The organism is Flavobacterium sp. 9AF (assembly GCF_902506265.1).
Lineage (GTDB): Bacteria > Bacteroidota > Bacteroidia > Flavobacteriales > Flavobacteriaceae > Flavobacterium.
The window spans coordinates 1,926,149-1,945,108 of record NZ_LR733556.1; the positions used below are offsets into that span (position 1 = coordinate 1,926,149).

At 32.4% G+C, this 18,960-nt stretch carries 13 protein-coding genes; 6 read left to right on the forward strand and 7 right to left on the reverse strand.

The features are described from left to right. On the forward strand, positions 1–1,362 hold the full coding sequence (gene radA, locus HALO113_RS08805) for a DNA repair protein RadA (protein WP_159778672.1): 1,362 nt from the start codon (positions 1–3) through the stop codon (positions 1,360–1,362). Here radA and HALO113_RS08810 read toward each other — a convergent pair. Genes HALO113_RS08810 through HALO113_RS08820 form a run of 3 tightly spaced genes read right to left on the reverse strand, consistent with a single transcriptional unit; the run spans position 1,351 to position 4,762 of the window. Then, a complete protein-coding gene (locus HALO113_RS08810) occupies positions 1,351–2,202 on the reverse strand; it encodes a phytanoyl-CoA dioxygenase family protein (RefSeq protein ID WP_159778673.1) in 852 nt (283 codons plus the stop codon). The genes radA and HALO113_RS08810 overlap by 12 nt on opposite strands. Before the next feature lie 14 nt (positions 2,203–2,216). Continuing rightward, positions 2,217–2,966: a LytTR family DNA-binding domain-containing protein gene (locus HALO113_RS08815; RefSeq protein ID WP_159778674.1), complete on the reverse strand. Its 750-nt coding sequence runs from the start codon at positions 2,964–2,966 to the stop codon at positions 2,217–2,219. After that, positions 2,963–4,762: a histidine kinase gene (locus HALO113_RS08820; protein ID WP_236554634.1), complete on the reverse strand. Its 1,800-nt coding sequence runs from the start codon at positions 4,760–4,762 to the stop codon at positions 2,963–2,965. Before HALO113_RS08820 ends, HALO113_RS08815 begins: the two co-directional genes overlap by 4 nt. Positions 4,763–4,973: 211 nt before the next feature. Here HALO113_RS08820 and HALO113_RS08825 point away from each other — a divergent pair, with 211 nt between their 5' ends. From HALO113_RS08825 to HALO113_RS08840, 4 genes are all read left to right on the forward strand, one after another. Continuing rightward, positions 4,974–5,495 carry a rhodanese-like domain-containing protein gene (locus tag HALO113_RS08825; protein ID WP_159778676.1) on the forward strand — a complete coding sequence of 174 codons (522 nt, stop codon included), beginning with the start codon at positions 4,974–4,976 and terminating at the stop codon, positions 5,493–5,495. Between the two features lie 22 nt (positions 5,496–5,517). Beyond that, complete coding sequence (locus HALO113_RS08830; protein WP_159778677.1) at positions 5,518–6,837, forward strand: hypothetical protein; 1,320 nt, start codon at positions 5,518–5,520, stop codon at positions 6,835–6,837. A gap of 17 nt (positions 6,838–6,854) precedes the next feature. Next, positions 6,855–8,030, forward strand: coding sequence for a VWA domain-containing protein (locus HALO113_RS08835; protein ID WP_159778678.1), 1,176 nt, complete (start codon positions 6,855–6,857; stop codon positions 8,028–8,030). 68 nt (positions 8,031–8,098) lie between these two features. Then, positions 8,099–9,715: a DUF4139 domain-containing protein gene (locus tag HALO113_RS08840; RefSeq protein ID WP_159778679.1), complete on the forward strand. Its 1,617-nt coding sequence runs from the start codon at positions 8,099–8,101 to the stop codon at positions 9,713–9,715. A gap of 2 nt (positions 9,716–9,717) precedes the next feature. On the opposite strand, the gene HALO113_RS08845 is transcribed toward HALO113_RS08840, so the two are convergent. The 3 genes from HALO113_RS08845 to HALO113_RS08855 form a co-directional block, all read right to left on the reverse strand. Beyond that, positions 9,718–10,599 carry a M28 family peptidase gene (locus HALO113_RS08845; RefSeq protein ID WP_159778680.1) on the reverse strand — a complete coding sequence of 294 codons (882 nt, stop codon included), beginning with the start codon at positions 10,597–10,599 and terminating at the stop codon, positions 9,718–9,720. 71 nt (positions 10,600–10,670) lie between these two features. Continuing rightward, positions 10,671–13,223, reverse strand: a complete 2,553-nt coding sequence (locus tag HALO113_RS08850) for a hypothetical protein (protein ID WP_159778681.1) — start codon at positions 13,221–13,223, stop codon at positions 10,671–10,673. A 13-nt stretch (positions 13,224–13,236) separates the two neighbouring features. Further along, complete coding sequence (locus tag HALO113_RS08855) at positions 13,237–13,710, reverse strand: T9SS type A sorting domain-containing protein (RefSeq protein ID WP_159778682.1); 474 nt, start codon at positions 13,708–13,710, stop codon at positions 13,237–13,239. A gap of 259 nt (positions 13,711–13,969) precedes the next feature. On the opposite strand from HALO113_RS08855, the gene HALO113_RS08860 reads away from it, so the two are divergent. Beyond that, the gene (locus tag HALO113_RS08860) at positions 13,970–15,397 is read left to right on the forward strand and encodes a PQQ-dependent sugar dehydrogenase (protein WP_159778683.1); all 1,428 of its coding nucleotides are present in this window, start codon (positions 13,970–13,972) and stop codon (positions 15,395–15,397) included. A 63-nt stretch (positions 15,398–15,460) separates the two neighbouring features. Here the strand turns inward: HALO113_RS08860 and HALO113_RS08865 are convergent, their stop codons facing one another. Continuing rightward, the gene (locus HALO113_RS08865) at positions 15,461–18,733 is read right to left on the reverse strand and encodes a GEVED domain-containing protein (protein WP_159778684.1); all 3,273 of its coding nucleotides are present in this window, start codon (positions 18,731–18,733) and stop codon (positions 15,461–15,463) included. Between the last annotated feature and the right edge of the window lie 227 nt (positions 18,734–18,960).

Here is an 18,960-nt window from a genome sequence, read left to right on the forward strand (position 1 = left end):
ATGGCTAAGGTAAAAACAGCTTTTTTTTGTCAAAATTGCGGTACTTCTTTTTCAAAATGGCAAGGTCAATGTCATGCCTGTAAAGAATGGAATACTATAGTAGAAGAAGTCATTCAAAAAGAAGAAAAAAAGGCATGGAAAACAGAAACAAGCTCACTTTCCAAAACACCTAAGCCATTATTAATCAAAGAGATTGATTCTGCTCAAGAAATTAGATTAAACACCACCGATAACGAATTAAATCGTGTGTTAGGTGGCGGTTTAGTTCCTGGTTCTTTAACACTTTTAGGTGGCGAACCAGGAATTGGAAAAAGTACGCTTTTACTTCAAATTTCTTTAAAATTACCGTATAAAACCTTATACGTTTCGGGTGAAGAAAGTCAGAAACAAATTAAAATGCGTGCGGAACGAATTGTCCCCAACAGCGACAATTGTTACATTCTTACTGAAACCAAAACACAAAATATTTTCAGACAAATTCAGGAAATGGAACCTGAAATTGTCATTATAGATTCGATACAAACCTTACATACTGATTATATAGAATCTTCAGCGGGTAGTATTTCTCAAATTAGAGAATGTACCGCAGAACTGATAAAATTTGCTAAAGAGACTAATGTTCCTGTGATTTTAATTGGTCATATTACTAAAGACGGTACCATTGCTGGTCCAAAAATTTTGGAACACATGGTAGATACAGTGCTACAGTTTGAAGGTGATCGTAATCATGTGTATCGTATTTTGCGTTCTCTGAAAAACCGTTTCGGTTCTACTGCTGAATTAGGTATTTATGAAATGCTAGGCAACGGTTTACGAGAAGTAGACAATCCTTCAGAGATTTTAATTTCACACAAAGAAGAAGCCTTATCAGGAACAGCAATTGCGTGTACTTTAGAAGGAATGCGTCCTTTAATGATAGAAATTCAATCTTTAGTAAGTTCGGCTGTTTACGGAACACCTCAACGAAGTACAACAGGATATAATGCCAAACGCTTGAACATGATTTTAGCTGTTTTAGAGAAAAGAGCGGGTTTTCGTTTAGGTATGAAAGATGTTTTTTTAAATGTTACCGGTGGAATTTCGGTAGACGATACCGCTATTGATTTGGCTGTTGTAGCTGCTATTTTATCTTCAAACGAAGACATCAGTATCGAGGAAGGTTTTTGTTTTGCAGGTGAAGTAGGTCTTTCTGGTGAAATTAGACCTGTAAATCGAATAGACCAACGCATTCAAGAAGCAGAAAAACTAGGTTTTACTACTATTTTAGTTTCAAAACACAATAAAATCACTTTAAAAAATACTGCTATCAAAGTAGTTTTAGTATCCAAAATTGAAGATGTAGTTAGTGAGTTATTTGGGTAATTCAAAACAATAATTAGACGGCTTGGCGTGAATTGGCATAGCATAAATAGTATGTAAAGCGGCTCTAATTTGTGCTTCATTTTCATAGCAAGTTACCTCTTTTTCCCACTGAAATTGTGGCAATAAAGGATTTTGCAATTGGTAATAACTGGTAGCAACAGCTAACAATTGGGTTCTATTTGCAACTAATTCTGCTGTATAAATTTCTTCTGTAGCGACTTGTTTGGCTGACAAAAATTCGAAATAAACGACACGTCTTTTTTCATGCATTTGTAAAACTCCTGAACTATGCGCCAACATCATATCATGAACCAAAATATCACCTGCTTTCATAGGTACTTCAATAGCTTCTTCTTGTGCTAATTCACAAATGGTTTTTGAACTCAAATGGCTTTTGGGCACTACTTTTAAAGCCCCATCACCTACATGGGCATCGTCTACATAAATGCCTACCGTAAAACAATTGCCTGTGCGTTGATGCATCATGTCTTGATGCCATAAAACGGGTAATTGGTCACCCGAATTTTTAATTACCGCAAATTCTTGAATCGCAAAAAAATCTGGGCCACAAATTTTTTGAGCCATGTCTAATAAAAAAGGTAAGCCCAACAATTCTAAACAGGCTAAATTATTTTTATAACACAACAATTCCACATTCGTAATGAACTTTTTTTCTCCAACAGAAATGGTTACTTTTTGGAAGTCATTTTCATCAGCTATTACCTCATCGAAAAAAGTACGTAATTTTTGTAATAATGCTGGAGACAAACAATTTTCTATTTTTACAAAACCTTGTTCGTAAAACTGTTCTAATTGCGCTGTTGAGATTTGTGAATGCATAAAATGGTTCTCTTTTACTTAAACTTACTCAAAAAATCATCCTTATATGTACTCGAAATTTCAATTTCCGATTCATCTTGCAACGTAATAAAACCTCCTTTGTTATACGCTTTCACAAAATTAACATTGATAATATGTGATTTGTGCACCCGTAAAAATGGAAACGGTAAAATTTCGGAGAAATGTTTTAAAAACCGACACACCATCTTTTTAGAACCGTCGACTAAATGCAAATCGGTAAAATTACCATTGCCTTTTAAGCGCACAATATCTTTCATTTGAACCACTTCAAAACCTTCCAAAGTAGGCAAAATGACTTGTTGTTTCTCGGGCTTGGGCTCTCTGAAATTTTCTACAATAATTTTATTCCGATTGATTAAATCGTGTTTTGCTAACTGTTGCTGCACTTTGTTAACGGCTACAATTAATTCTTCTATACTAATGGGTTTCAGTAAATAATAAGCTGCACTTTGATTTAAGGCTTTTAAAGAATATTCCGAGAAAGCAGTAACAAAAATGGTTTCAAATTGCAAGTCTTTACAAGCTTCTAACACATCAAAAGCATTTCCAAATGGCATTTCCACATCTAAAAAAACCAATTGCGGTTCCAAATCATGCAACAAAGGCACTGCTTCTTTAATATTAGCCGCTTCACCAATAATTTCGACTTGCGGACAATATTTGGTGAGATAGTTTTTTAATACTTCTCTAGCAGCTGTTTCATCTTCAACAATAACACTTCTTATCTTTTGTAATCCTGTCATATTTTATCTAATAAAGGTACTGTAATAACAACAATGGTTCCCGTTTCTGGTGCTTCTTTTTCTGTAATAGAAAAACTAATATTCATTTTATATAACTCATTCAATAATTTAATACGTTCCAAAGTATTGGTCGTTCCTCTCGACTGATGCACCTTTTGATTAACGGTTTTTAGAGCTTGACTTTGGGTTAACCCAATACCATCATCATCAATTGTAATTTGCACTTTTTTAGGAAGCAATTGAAATTGCAAAAGCAAGTTGCCTTTGCCTTCTTTATAGCGTAATCCGTGCCAAATGGCATTTTCCAAATGCGGTTGCAAAATCATATTGGGGATAAAGGTAACTTCAGCATCAATCTGTTCGTCTATCCTAATTTGATACTCAAATTGATCTTGAAAACGCAAATGTTCTAACGCGAGATATTTTTTTAATTGCTCCAATTCATTGCTAATGCTAATAAAGTCTTTATTAGAATTTTCCATCATGTTTCGCATTAAATGAGAATACGAACTCAAGTATTTATTGGCTTCTAATTCTTTATTTTCAGAAATAAATTGGTTCACACTATTCAAACTATTGAAAATAAAATGCGGATTCATTTCTCTTCGTAAAGACTGCAAGGCAATTTTTTTATTCTTAGTTTTAATAGCGTATAAGGCTTTTACAATCAATGCAAAAAAGATAAAAAGTAACGCTAAAGAGCCAATCAAAAAATAATTGAATCGGTTCTTTTTGCTAATTAATTCGTCTTTTAACGCTTTTTCTTTCTCTAATTGTAGAATTTTCTTTTCGGAAATTTGAAATACTTTATCCTCTATTAAAGAACTATCTGCAGCTACAATTTCATCAAAATGGGTTAAAAAATCATCATAAAGCAACACACTTTCTTTATCATTCCCTTTTGATTTGTAATACGCTACTAGTTGATTTAAACTATTCTTAACTTCTTTAGAATTTCCTTTTTCAGTAGCTAAAGTATAGGATTCTTTCAACGATTGTACACCTTTTTCAGGTTGATTGAATTGAAAATAAATTTCCGCTACTTCTTGTAATTGCTTTATTTCAGTTTCGAAATCCTTATTTTTTCTCGCTTCATCTAACAAGTTCAATTGAATGGTTAGTGCTTTTTCATACTCATTCTCCTCTTTATAAACTTCTGCAATTTTATTTTTTATTTTAATGGCTTCCTCAGTATCATCTTTCACATAATCTAAAGCATTTTTATAACTTTCAATAGCTTCTTCCGTTTCAGCAGCAGATAGATCGGCTTCTGCTTTTTTTACGTAAGCATTGGCAACCTCTTCTTTTATCGCTTCTTTTTTGAATTCTCTAACAGATTTGTCTTTCGATTTTTCTTCTAATAATTGAATATTCGAATTAATATAATCCGATTGTGCTTTTGGGTTGCTTTGGTTGCGTAGTCTATTGGCATCATTATAATTCAATCGCTGAGACATTTCATCATCTGCAATTCGACCTGCACTTTCATAACTTTGAATCGCTGGAACCATTTTATTTTGTCTCTCCTGCACTTGAGCAATAGAACGCGTGACTCTCGTTTTATCTTCCACTTTTTTTAATTTGGTATAAAGAGTTTCTGCCTTCTTATAAAATTCTTCTGCTTTGGCTAAATCGCCTTTTTTTTGGTAAACCAAAGCCAATTCTTCATAATTCTTTGCAGTCTTAAAATCATCGTTTGTATCAATCGATCGCTCTAATTTTTCAACTGATTTAGATAAAGAAACTTTGGCTTTTTTGTCTTTAATAGTATCCTGAGCCTTTATGTGTAAAGACATTATAAAAATTATAAAGAATAAATATGTGATTTTTTTTACTTGCATTGTATGGTTTAATTATACAAGGTAAAGATAAATTTTTTACCAATTATTATTTTATTGGTTTACCAAGTGAAAAGCCGTTTTTACCAAGTCTCCAAAATTAGCATTTGTTATCAACCTAAATTTGAATCAAATAACAAAAATAATAGCTAATTTAATCTTATTCTTTATGATTTCCTCTTTTTTATCTTCGTCTATTACAACTAAAAAATCAACATCTTTTACACCTGCTTTAGTAGATTTTGATGCTTTTGAAAATCTTACAAAAGAAGTTAAAGAGTACAGACAACAAAGATTAATTGATTGGGTCACTTTTACAGAATATTCAAAAGAAAAGAACTCCCTTATTTTAGATACACGCTCTAAAGCAATGTATGACAAAAAACACCTTAAAGGTGCTATCCATTTGAATTTTTCCGATTTCACTCAAGATAATTTAGCTGCTATTATTCCCTCTTACACTACTAAAATCCTAATCTATTGCAATAACAATATCGAAAATGAACCAGTATTTTTTGCTTCTAAAATAGTATTACCAAAAGAAAACAGTTCATCTAAACCCATTTCATTAGCATTAAACATCCCCACATTCCTCAACTTATATGGATATGGTTATCGAAATATTTATGAATTATCTGAATTAGTTTCTCTTAATAAACACAATCTTTCTTTTGAAGAAACTGTATTATAAAATAGTAATAAAAACAAAAATTATGAAAACCACAAAAAAAACAATTCTTATTACTGGACTAATAACTGTATTAGTTACTGTCGCTTGGAAAAGCAATTCTCTTATTGATAAAACAATAGAAAAAGACACATTACCCGATGTAGCATTAATAAATACAGAAGAAAAACCTTGTGTTTTTATGTCGGTTATGGGAGAACAATCTGTTGCAGGATTTGCTACCTATAAAATGGAAAATTCCTTTAGTGAAAAAATTACAGCGGGTGAAAATTGGATTATAAAAGCACAAAATCAAGATGGTGGTTGGGGTGCAGGTTCTCATTTTAACCAACAAGAAATGAATCCTCATGCCGTAAGTTCTGATCCAGCTACAACTTCAATGGCTGCCATGGCTTTATACCGTTGTGGCTATTCTATTTACAGTAAAAAATACGGTGAGGAACTAAAAAAAGCCTTGTATTTTATTTTAAAAGAAATTGAAACCAATGCGGATCAACCTTTTATTACGCAAATAAGAGGCACGCAAATACAAAGGAAATTAGGAGAAAATATTGATGCTGTTTTAGCACTTCAATTTTTAAATCAGGTCGTAGATACCTTAGAAGACAAAGAATTAACAAAAAGAGTAGAAAAAGCCATTCAAAATTGTGTGGATAAAATTGAAAAGTCTTCAGATACAAATGGCAAAATAAAAGGGGCAGGTTGGGCTGGAGTTTTGCAATCTTCATTTGCTAGTTCAGGTTTAGAACAAGCAGCAAAGAATAAAAATATTAAAGTAGATAAAGACAAATTAGATAATTCAAGAAACTACCAAAAAAGCAATTACAATGCAGAAACAGAAGCGGTAAAATCAGATGACGGAGCAGGTGTGGTTTTATATGCTGTAAGCAGTTCGGTAAGAGGAAGTGCTACAGAATCTAAAGAGGCTGAAGAAATATTAGAAAAAGGTAAAAAGGAAGGAAAAATATCTCAAGATGCAAAACTTACTAAAGAAAATTTAGAAAAATTAGGTATTAGCAAGGAAAAAGCAGCCTCTTATGATGTAGCAGATAAAGTATATCAATCGGCTAAAGTAAAAGCCATGAGGGAAGATGTAATGAATGGTTTTGGGAACAATGGTGGTGAAGAATTCTTAAGCTTTTTACAAACAGGAGAATCGATGATCGTAAAAAAAGACAACGACTGGAAAAACTGGTATGACAATGTCTCGGGCAAACTAATTAAGATTCAAAATCAAGATGGTAGCTGGAACGGACATCACTGTATTACAAGTCCAGTATTTTGTACAGCAACTAGTTTATTAATCCTAAGTATAGAAAATGACATTCAAAAACTTCAAAAATAAAATTAAAAAGAGCAATTATGAATACTAAAATAATATATATCAGCACTTTATTGGCATCCACTTTAACTTTTGGAAGTTGCAACAATAGTAAAGCAGAAACATTGGCAAACCGTGAAGTTACCGTTGAAAAAACAATTGAAAAACCACTTTCTGACAACAAAATCCAAGTAGCTATTTTGTTAGATACGTCTAATAGTATGGATGGCTTAATTGAACAAGCAAAATCGCGTTTATGGAACATCGTAAATACCCTAACTACTTTAAAATATGAAGGGAAAACTCCAGAAATAGAAATCGGATTATATGAATATGGGAATGATGGCTTATCCTCTGCTTCTAATTACATCAGACAAGTGGCTCCTTTAACAAGCGATTTAGACTTAATATCTGAAAAATTATTTGCTTTACGTACCAATGGTGGTGAAGAATATTGTGGAGCAGTTATTCAAGATGCAGTAAAACAATTGACTTGGAAAGATGGCAATAAAAACATGAAGTTAGTTTATATCGCTGGAAATGAGCCTTTCAATCAAGGAAGTGTAAATTATAAAGAAGCAGTAAAAAATGCTTTAAAACAAGATATTTATATTAATACCATATTTTGTGGTGATCATGAAGAAGGCATTCGTACGTTTTGGCAAGATGGTGCCATAACCGGAAACGGGAAATACTTTAATATCGATTCTAACGAACGTGTACGTTATATTAATACACCTTATGATGATGAAATTACTGTGTACAATCAAAAAATCAATGAAACCTATGTGAGTTATGGAAGAAAAGGAGCTGAAAAGAAAATGAATCAAGTAGCACAAGATGCTAATGCAGAAAGTGTTTCCAAAGCGAATTATGTAGAACGATCAGTGAGTAAGTCCAAAGCGGTTTACAAAAATGAAAGTTGGGATTTAGTAGATAAAGTAAGTGAAGATGAAAAAGCTTTGGACCAAATCAAGGCAGAAGAATTACCTACAGAATTAAAAGGAAAAAGTAAAGCAGAAATTAAAACCTATGTAGCGCAAAAATCCGCTGAAAGAGAAAAAATTCAAAAGGAAATTAGTACGTTAGCCAAAAAACGTCAGGAATATATTGATATCGAAATGAAGAAAGAGAAAAAACAAGACGATTTAGGGAATGCCATTGCTACCTCTATCATCGAATTAGGTAAAAAGAAAGGATATCATGTTGAAAAATAATTGGTATTTTTAAATATTATTTCCAACCTTTAGTTACCAAAAATAATCTTTATACAAAAAGTACACACATGAAAAAAATAATAGTAGGATTACTTCTTTTAGCAAGTGTTTCCATTTGGGCTCAGAAACCCATTTTCACGACAGCAAAAGTAAATGCCGCAACTGTTTATATAAACAGTGCCGAATTATCACAATCTACAACAGTAACTTTACCCAAAGGCAATAGTGAAATTGTTATCAAGAATGTAGCCGATTATGTAAATGAAAGCACCGTACAAATTAATGCTCCCAAAAACATTACCGTGTTGTCGGTTCAGTTTACCAAAAATTATATTTCTGAATATGAAATTGATGAAAGTAATCCTACTATTAAAAAAGTACGAGATAGTATCGATTGGGTAACCAAAGAAATTGCGAAAGTGATGAATCAAAAAGCATCACATTCCAAAACCATTGAATTATTAGACAAAAACCAACAAATAGCTGGTGCAAATGCTACTTTAAGCGTTACCGAATTGATGAAATTAGTAGATTATTATACTAGTAAAAGAACGGAATTGAGTAACCTAGTAAATACGTTTTCTGAAAAAGAAAATAAATTAAGAGAACAATTGGCTACTTTAAATTCCAAATTAGAAATCAATACCCGAAAAGAAGAAAAAACGTCTAAAGGAAAATTAATTCTACAAGTAATGAATGATTTAGCTGGAACAGTTGATTTAGACATTAATTATTTAACGCAAGGAGCATCTTGGTATCCTTTTTATGATTTAAGAGCAGAAAGTATTAGTAGTCCAATTGACATGCTATACAAAGGACAAGTGACTCAGAATACAGGAATCGATTGGAAAAAAGTAAAACTAACTTTATCGAGTGGGAATCCGAATCAAAGTAATGAAGCTCCTATTTTAAGTGCTTGGTTTTTACGCTTTGGTTATCCAAATTATGGAAATTATAAAAGAGAAAATTCCACATTAAATTCTATTCAGGGTTATGCTGCAGGAATAGAAGTTGTAAAAGACAATGTTGATTTAAGTGAATCAACTGTTTCAGATTATACTACAATTTCTGAAAATCAATTGAATGTAAGCTTTGATATCGACATTCCATATGATATTCTATCTAATGGAAAAGCCCATAGTGTTGCGTTAAAAGAAATTCAATTACCTGCTTCTTATAAATATTATGCCGTACCAAAACTAGAAAAAGAAGCTTTTTTATTAGCGGAGCTAAACGATTATTCGAAATTTAATTTATTACCAGGAGAAGCCAATATCATTTTTGAAGGTACTTATGTAGGAAAAACCTTTATTAATGCCAATGCTACTTCCGATACCTTAAATTTAAGTATGGGAAGAGATAAAAAGATTTCGATAAAACGAGAAAAAGTAGTGGACAAATCGGGAACCAAGTTTTTATCTTCCTATAAAGAACAAGTATTTACGTATGATCTTATTGTACGAAACAATAAAAAGGAGGCTATCAATATGATTTTGAAAGATCAATATCCAATTAGCACGGATAAAGAAATTACAATCGAACTTCTAGAAAAAGATAAAGCTTCGGCTAATGAAGAAACGGGTGTCTTAACTTGGAAAATAGAGTTAAAACCCAATGAAACAAAGAAATTCAGGATTAGTTATAAAGTGAAGTATCCAAAAGATAAAGTTATTGACAATTTATAAACTTAAAACGTTGCAATCAAATGACGGGTATATTGAAAAATTTTAAATAAACCTATTAGATTAATATATTTTGCATCATCATCGGGTGCATGATAATCTAAATGAGTGCCTGTAGTAAAACTAAAACAGGCACTTTTTTTATTTATAAAAGGTTTGGTATCTAATAATTTTAATTTCTCTTCTCCTTCTATCTTTAAATTAAGTGCTGTGCGAAAAGTTTCCATTTTTTTAAAATGAGACGTAGCGATTGGATTGGCAAAACACTTTAAAATTTTCAAATCGTTGTCCATTCTTCCTACCATATCAAAATTAATGACAGCGATAATTTCTTTAAATTTTTTCTTTTTCTTTGAAATTAATTTCGAAAAATATTCAGAACCGTATAGGCCGATTTCGTGACCCGAATAAAAAGCAAATAAATAATTTTTATCCTTACTTCCATTTTCTATTATATCTTTATATAAAAGCATAATTAGTGCCACACCTGATGCATTATCATCTGCTCCATTATGTATTTCATTATCTTTAAACTTAGTCGATAATCCATTTCCAAAACCTATATGATCATAATGTGCCGAAAGCAAAATCGTTTCATTTGAATAGTTATTAATAAAAACATAACCGTTAGTAATATTCAATTCTTTTTTATCTTTTTGAATAGAAAACTCTTGTCTAAAAAAACGATTCTTCCCTAAGCTGTCCATTTTTGTTTGAATATAAGAAAGCGCTTTTTTTTCATCTTCACTTCCAGACATTCTACCTTGTAAACTATCTTGAGATAGATAATAAATAATATCTTTTAATAATGTAACCTCTATAGAGTCTTTTTCAATTTGTCCAATAGCTTGAAAGGATAGGAATAAGAGAATAAATTTAAATTTCATTATTTAGATTTTATGCTAAATATAAACAAAAAAAGACCCAAAAAGGGTCTTTCAAAAGTTATTTCTTGAGATTATTTATGCTCAATTGGTCTTTTAACAGTCGTTAAGTGTGCTGGAATATTACCAAAACGAATAGCGTTTCCATCCCACCAGATGCCCATACCTTTACCATCTAAATTAGAATCGTTAAATAATACTTGCTGAATATTTCTATCAAAACTAGGGTCAGAAACCATTTCAGTAGCTTTATCCATACGGTTATCAATTCTATTTCCTACAGAAATCCATGAAATAGCTACTGTACTAGTACCATTATTCATTTCTCTAATTGTAAATCCATTTTTATCTACAGAAGCAATATATACACCATTACAATTTCCTTTAGGTGTTACCGTTACTTCAGGTGTTTCTCCTAATAACTGTTTGTAAGAATCATCAAAAGAAATATATGCTTGACCATTTACTAGTTTAGCGCTTCCTTTTGCATAAATTGTAGATTCTACACTTGTTACTGCATAAACTGGCGTTTTTACATGATTAGCCGCTTCAACTAATTCCACATTTTTACCTAAAGTATAAACATTTCCAGAGTTATATGCAGCAAATAATTCCCCTGAGTTCAACTGACCGATTACTTCACCTTTCGTAACAGAACCGATCAAGTTACCGAAGAATCCACCACCAATACCGATTGTCTCATTAGTTGGAAGATAACCTGATCCTACAGTAAGCGCAGTAGTAGCGTATACACCATAGAACTGAGTTGAAGATGATTTGTAACCAAGCGCACCCCAGTAAGCAGCGTAAATTTCACTACCAATCACACCTCCTGTACGTGTAAAATCATTATAATTCCATCCACCTACACCGAAAGAATAATCATCACCCCAAAAAGACATACCTGTTAGTGCCGTATTACTTCCGTTTTGTCCATAGTTGGTTCCTTGATTTTGACTGTTTCGGTCACGATATCCATAAATTGTTGCCTGACCATCACCAACTGCAGTTTGTTGTTGACGATATACAAATAATTGAGCGCTTCCTTGTACTGGATAATTCACTGAAACAGATGTTCCATTGTCTTGAACTAGTGAATTTCCTATAACAGAACCACCAGTTGTCCATTTAGTTAAATAATTACTAGCACCTGTACCTGTAATACCTCCTGCTGGAGCAACCCATTGTCCGTCTCCTCTTAAAAATGTAGTGCTACTTGCAGTACCCGTAGCCGAAATTTTAGGAATAGTAACACTTGCATCTGCAATTTCTGTTGTTCCAACTGCATTAGCAGCAATAGTAGGATTCGGATAAGTTCCGGCTAAGCTTCCTCCTGCAGCTCCAGAAGGTGTTGCACTTGGAGCTACCCATTGTCCATCTCCTCTTAAATAAGTAGTATTATCTGCAGTACCAGTAGCCGATATTTTAGGGATTGTAACCGAGCTAGCCGTTAAATCTCCACTTTGTATTGAATTTGATAAGTTTAATTTACTATAAGCAATTCCTGCAGCTGCATTAATATCTGCATTTAATATTGTATTATCAAAAATTTTGTTTGTTGTTACCGTTCCATCTGCCACTTTAGAAGTAGTTACAGAGTTGGCTGTTAAATCTCCATTTACTATACTATTTGATAATGCTAATTTACTGTAAGCAATAGCCGCAGAAGCACTTACATCTGCATTTACAATTGCACCATCTGTTATTTCAGTAGATCCTACTGCTCCAGAAGCAATCGAAGGGTTAGGATAAGTTCCGGATAAGCTTCCTCCTGCAGCTCCAGAAGGTGTAGCACTTGGAGCTACCCATTGTCCATCTCCTCTTAAATAAGTAGTATTATCAGCAGTACCTGTAGCCGATATTTTAGGGATTGTAACCGAGCTAGCCGTTAAATCTCCACTTTGTATTGAATTTGATAAGTTTAATTTACTATAAGCAATTCCTGCAGCTGCATTAATATCTGCATTTAATATTGTATTATCAAAAATTTTGTTTGTTGTTACCGTTCCATCTGCCACTTTAGAAGTAGTTACAGAGTTGGCTGTTAAATCTCCATTTACTATACTATTTGATAACGCTAATTTACTGTAAGCAATAGCCGCAGAAGCACTTACATCTGCATTTACAATTGCACCATCTGTTATTTCAGTAGATCCTACTGCTCCAGATGCAATAGTAGGATTCGGATAAGTTCCAGCTAAACTACCTCCTGCCGTACCTATTGGGGAAGAAGAACCAGCGTACAATGCATAAGGCACGCTCATTATTTGACTTGTACCCACAATCGTATAACTTGTTCCACCTGTTGGATCTGTTTCTGTTTTAATAAAATAAGGTCCTGCTGACCAATCGATTGTAGCCATAGAACCAGAAACTACTGTTCCTGTACCTACAGTAAGAGTTACTAATCCGTTTGCATTAGATGTAGGGTTTTGCGTCTCTACATAAACAGCTGTTCCAGTTGATGTAGTTTGTAAAACACTAATTCTCATACCGATTGGAGCACTTGCCACTAAAGCATTGCCACCATCTCTAATAATAGCTTGATAGGTAAATCCTTGTGGCGATTGGGAATAAGTAGTTATTCCGAATAATATAAATATAAAGAGTAAAATTCTATTTTTCATAAATATCTATTTTTTAGTTATTTTTAATTAATTTAAATGTCTTAAGTATTTGATTGGAAGAAAAAACATTTAGAAAATAAGTAGCTATTGGCAAACTCTCAATGTCAATAGCCGTTTGATTGGATAAAATCTTTTCAGATTTAATTAATTTCCCATTTACATCAAACAACTCATATTTCATTTCATTGGGAAATTGGGAAATAGTAAGTTCCAAGGTAACTTGAGTAATAGCAGGATTGGGGTACAATGCCAAATTTATACCCGTAGTTGGATTTGGAATTGACAGCGTGTAAATTTCAATTGGTTGTTGTACTCCTTGTGTCAATTCTCCATTTGCACCTGAGACCGTTTCATAAAATACTTGTCCGTAAGAATAACTTACAGAACCATTTGAGCCAACAGCGTTACCGCCAGAAAATACTATACTTTCTTGACTATAACTCAAACTCAAATAAAGTAGTAAAAATAAAGTAATTGTTTTTCTCATATATGACTATTTTAATTTTATTCTCTTTTTGGAAATTATTAGACTTTATATTTGATAAATTATCAAGAATATTCTAAACAAATTTAAATGCTTTACCTCTTTTAAAAACAGGTATTTATACCTGTTTTTAAAAAACTTAAATCTTAAATTCTTGTATAAAGTTAAAATAAAAAATATTTAAAAAAAATGTTAAAATAAAAAAATATAAAGAATTTTTTTATTATTTTATTAAACAATTACAAACAAAAAAACATCGAACATGAAAACAAACAAAAAAACAAAATTATTAAGTAAAACCTATAAAGTAGGTTTTATCCTATTTCTACTTTATTGTACCCTTTTAAAAGCACAAACCATCAATTTACAAACTTTTGCTACTGGTTTTTCGAGTCCAGTTGAAATCGTTCACGCAGGCGATTCTAGATTATTTATTGTTGAAAAAGGAGGGATTATCAAAATTTTAAATGATAATGGTACAGTAAACACAAATGCTTTTCTTAATATTTCTTCCTTAGTAAGTACAAATGGAGAAAGAGGATTATTAGGTCTAGCATTTCATCCTAATTATAGTACCAATGGGTATTTCTTTGTAAATTATACAAATACTTCTGGAAATACGGTTATTGCAAGGTATAGTGTTCCAACACCAGGTGCTAATGAAGCTACACCAACTGGCACAATCTTAATGACTATAAATCAACCATATGATAATCACAATGGTGGTTCCATAAAATTTGGACCTGATGGCTATTTATACATAGGCATGGGAGATGGAGGGAGTGGTGGTGACCCTCAAAACTATGCTCAAAACACTATTATTGACACAAATAACCCTTCTCGTGTGTTTTTAGGGAAAATGCTTCGTATTGATGTTAATACAACTGTTGCACCATTTTATGGTATACCTGCTACCAATCCTTATGTGGGTCAAGCAGGAAAAGAAGAAATTTGGGGACTAGGTTTAAGAAACCCTTGGAAATTTTCTTTTGATAGTGTAACTGGAGATTTGTGGATTGCCGATGTAGGACAGGGAGCACATGAGGAAATCAATAAAACATCTGTACCACTACCTAATGATTTAAATTTTGGTTGGAGATGTTATGAGGGAAATGCTTCTTATAATACTTCTGGTTGCCCATCCGCTTCCTCTTTAGACTTCCCTATTGTTGACGTAAATCATTCTACAGGAGCTTGTTCTATAACAGGCGGTTATGTTTACAATGGTACAATGTATCCTAATCTTCAAGGGAAATATTTATTTACCGATTATTGTGATTCAAGAATAGGTATAGTAACCTCAACTGGAGGATTAAGTTATACTTCTTCTTTTTCAGGTAATAATTTTGTAACATTTGGTGAAGACTTAAATAAAGAATTATACATTGCGGCTATTAATAACGGAATTATTTATAAAATTACAGACACTTCACTTTCTAATGAAAATTTTGAAAAAAATGGCTTTGCAATTTATCCTAATCCAGCTAAAGAAAGCTTTACCATTTCGAATACAAATAACATCATTACCCAAAAAATTACTATATATGATTTATCTGGTGAAAAGATATTGACTAAAGAAAGTAATGGCAATACTACAATTACTATTCCCAATTTATCTGCTGGTATTTATTTATTAAAGCTATTAGACAATAAAGATGTCACTTATACAACTAAATTAGTTATTCAATAACTTTATACAAAAAGGGCAATTAGTTTGAATTAATTGCCCTTTCTATATAACTACTTTTTAGTTTTATTTCTTAATAAATTCTTCGAAAATTATGGTCTCTGCTTTGATTAATTTCAAGAAATAGACACCATTATTTAGATTGCTCACATCTATACTTGAAGTAATTAATTTTTCCATTTTTACTACTTTACCTTGATAATCAATAATTTCATAAGAATACAAATTAGGCCTAAAATCTACAATATCTAAATTTAAATATTCTTCCACTGGATTAGGGTATATTTTTAATAGAATAGCATTTTCTTCCGATTTAACTTCGTTAGATAAAATAACCGAATTAGCTATTGGTGTAGCACTTCCCACAATGTTAATAGTGTAATCTTCTGTTTGGCCATAGGAATATGTTTCACAAGATGTTGGTACACCATTATATTTTAAAGAAACTCTCATTCTTGTATTTCCTAAAATTGCGGTTGTTGGTACAGTAAAACTACCTGAAACAGGTGTAGTTGTTGAAGCCGTTTTAGACCAAACTTGTTCTCCTGAATCTAAAAAATCTCCATCTTTATTATAATCAATCCATACAGCATAACCTTCTGAATAAGTGGAGCCTGGCCAAACTGGAGTTATGGTTATAGAATATGAGGCTCCTGCAGTTAAATTTGTAGAAATAGAAGTAAAATTTTCATAACCCGAAGTACCCGAAGAAGCGTTATTAATAGTGCCAACAGCTACTCTTCCAATATATTCTTCAGTTGCATTTTGGCTTGTAGAGTTACAATATGTTACTGTATTATTTAAAGTAGTAACAGCAACCGTGTTACTAGAAGTTGATATATTCCCTGCTGCATCTTTTGCTTTTACATTAAATGAGTATGCTGTAGCAGCATTTAATCCAGTAACATTGTATGTTGTATTTGCTGAAGAGCCAATAAGTGTTGAACCTTGATATATTTCATAACTCGTAACTCCTATATTATCGGTAGCTGCTGTCCATGATAGATTTGTACTATTCTGAGTTGTACCAGAAGCAACAAGGTTAGTAGGTGCCGTAGGAGCAACGCCATCTATTTTAGCTCCTAATGCAGTTATCCAAATCCCTCTACCGTAAGTCGCTGCTACAAGGCTACTTTCTACATAATTAATTTCTAAATCAGTTACTGATACATTTGGAAGATTGGTATCAAAGGGTAACCAAGACGACATGGTGTCATCTTTATGATAGACTCCTAAAGTAGTTCCTACATATAGCATGTTATTTGGATCTTGCCCTTGATGTACAATTACATTTTTACCAATAGAAGGAAGCCCAGTAGAAATACTAGCAAAAGAAGTTCCTCCATTCGTAGATTGATATACTTGCCCAGAAGTACCTTGTGTTACCGCATAAAGAATTGAACTATTTGTTGTATGTACACAAATATTTTTAACCGTTGTTGGAAAAGTATATAACAGTGTAAAATTAACTCCTTTGTCGGTACTTTTGTATAATTTACTAGCATCAGAGACATACATTATATTATCATTAGAAGGGTCTATTATTACATTCTCAATGGCGGTTGAAAAAGCGGTAGTTCCTGCTACCCATGAACTTCCATTTAATCGATATACTTTTTTATAGCCCGCAAAAACTTGTCCTGTTGCATTAATTGCTAAAGGTGTTACCCAATTTCCTGTTTCACCACTAGGTTGACTAATAGTGCTACTTAAACTACTTCCCCCATTCGTTGAAACATAAAGACCACCGCCATTTTGTATAAAACCATAATATTTATTGCTATTATTAGGATCTACACCTGTGTCCATACCATCAGCACCATAATAATTTTTCCATTGATTACCACTATAACCATAGCCTCCATTATCTTGCAATCCACCAACCATATTAGCGGTAGACTGTTTAGAAACAGCTATTTTATAAAACTGACTAATTTGCAATCCAGCTGTCTTACTTGTAAAAGAAACCCCATTATCGGAAGATTCATAAATACCTCCATCACTTCCGCAATACAATTTAGATCCATAATATCTTAAAAAATGAATGTCTGCATGCGTATAAGTAGCTGCTGTAGGACTACTCCAATTGTTTACTTTAGTAAAAGAACTTCCTCCATTAGTACTCTTCCAAATATTAAGCACTCCTGTAAAAATTAAATTGGCATTTGTGGGAGAAATTTCTAACGCAAAATCATACCATGCTTGAGAACTTTCAAACACATCAGTAGTTGAAGTCGTTTTAGTAAAAGAATCTCCGCTATTTATAGATCGATATAAGCCTTGAAAACTATATGAATTTGAAGAAGTATTTGCACTTAAAAGATATACATAATTTTCATTAGCTGGTGTAACGCCTATTGCTAATCTACCTGAACTTGTAGGCAAACCAGACGTAATTTGTGTAAATGAAGTACCCGCATCGGTAGATTTATAAAAAGCCGAAGTAGTTACTGCATAAATAGTTTTAGGATCACCTGGTTTTAATTTTATATCTTTAATATTACCAGAAAGAACATTAGTCCAGCTTACTCCTGCATTTGTCGTTTTATAAACTCCTACACTTGTAGCAACCCAAAGAACATTGGAATTAGTTGGATCCATATAAATATCGCCCGCTCTAGTAGAAGTATTAGTAAATGAAAGTCCAGTAGTATTCCATGTTAAACCCCCATTAGTAGATTTTAAAACACCTATAGAATAAGTATCTCCAGCATCTTTATCTCCCGTAGCAATATAGATAATATTTGAATTGTTTTTATCAGTAACAATTCCTGAAACACCTATTTGAGGTAATTCATCTGATAATGGACTCCAATTTGTACCTCCATCAGTTGTTTTCCAAATTCCTCCAGCTGGTGTACCCACATATATTACACTTGCATTATTGGGATCAACATAAACTACATTAACTCTTCCTTGACCCGCAGACCAAGATCCATTAATAGTATGATTAAACGGCCCTACGGGTTGCCAATTGCTTGATTTAGAAGCAATTGCAATTTGATTTTTTTGTATTTGACTTTTCTTCATTAAAAAAGCAGCCTCTATTTCTTGTGGAGTTATTACTGTACCATCTGGATGCTCGTTATTTCTCCAATGATATTCCCATCGCATAAAAGGTTTGTAACCAGAGCCTTTTTTATCTTTATCATGAGTTAGCCAATATTGGTTAAAAGATGACACCATTTCATCTATGGTCACTTTTCCTTTTTTAGTCTGGAGGTTTTTATTTTCCATCCAAGGAGCGTCTTCGTTAAATTGAGCCTGTAACCTTATGTTACAAGAAAGCAGAATTCCTAATAAAAGGAACGACTTTAGCAGTAAGCTACTTTTTTTCATAATTGTTTTTGTTTGTTTGTTAGTATAGATTAAAAAGCTCATAATAAAGTTATTATGACTTATTTTAATTCTAAGATAATTCAAAAAAGGGTTCAAAAAATTTTATTAATCCTTTTTTTTAATAAAATAATCATTTTTAACTATAACTGTAGTTTTTCTGTAAACTACAAATTTTCAACACATTGCAAAAAAGGTCACACAAAATTGTGTGACCTTTTATATTGTAA